Raw genomic sequence first — 937 nt, 5'->3', positions numbered from 1 at the left:
CCACCGCGTCGATCGCGTGCTCGATGCGTTTGTGCGGCACCAGCCGCGACAAGGTGACCACGTGCACCTTGCCGTCGTCGGGCACCACGGGCAGCTCGTCCGGGATCGGATCCACGCCGTTTTCCACGATCGCAATGTCACGCTCGCGCACGCCAAGCGCCACCAGATCGCTTTTCGACGCCTCGCTCACCGTCACATACCGCGCACCCCGATACACCCGCGGCGCCACCTTCGCGCCCGCCGACCAGGACCGCCTGCTCATCACCACCCACGCGTTTAACCCAGGCCTGCAGGCCAGCCTCGACAACGAACCGCTCACCCCCAGCGTATCGACGCCGGCCAACTCGCCTTCCGCATCCCCGCCGGCCACGGCGGCACCCTCACGTTCTCCTTCGCAGGCGAGCGCCCCTACCGCCTCAGCCTGTTCGGCGGGGCGACGCTCAGCCTGGTCAGCGCGCTGGTGTTGCTGTGGTTTGCCGCTGGCAGCCGCGCTGTGCATCAGCCCGGCACTCGGGATCGTCAGCGCCATCGGTGTCTGGGCGGTGCGCCGCTTTACCCTCCTGGCCAGCCGATACATTGCCGCCTGCGCCATCACCGCCATGGGATTGTGGCTGGCCTGCGCGCCCTGGCCTTCCGCCGGGTACGCCGGCGGCGCCGCCCTCATGCTCGTGGCCGGGTGCGTCGCGGTGGCCTGCCTCGCCTGGCCGGACTAGGTTTGGCTGCCCCCGCCCGGGAACCATTTTGGGGCTTCGGCCGGTTCCGGTCGACCGACATGGCGTTTCCCCAGGTCGCGACCGCTGTCTACGAAGAAAGTTCCCAAGACCACCGCCTCTTCGCACCAGATTCCAGGTTTTCGGCGAGCGGGTTTGCAAAACCCCAGGTCGCGCAAACCTCATGCAGGAATTTGGTGTGCGCCCGGCCTACCATCACGCCTCAA

1 pseudogene is annotated in these 937 nt (G+C 68.2%); it reads right to left on the bottom strand.

The features are described 5' to 3' along the window. A pseudogene (locus OVO38_RS12370) lies at positions 1-601 on the bottom strand (hypothetical protein); the annotation flags it as partial. Between the last annotated feature and the right edge of the window lie 336 nt (positions 602-937).

Source organism: Corynebacterium sp. Marseille-P8863, assembly GCF_946902955.1.
Lineage (GTDB): Bacteria > Actinomycetota > Actinomycetes > Mycobacteriales > Mycobacteriaceae > Corynebacterium > Corynebacterium gottingense.
Note: the sequence above shows the minus strand (reverse complement) of the source record. Positions and strands in the feature narration are given on the sequence as shown.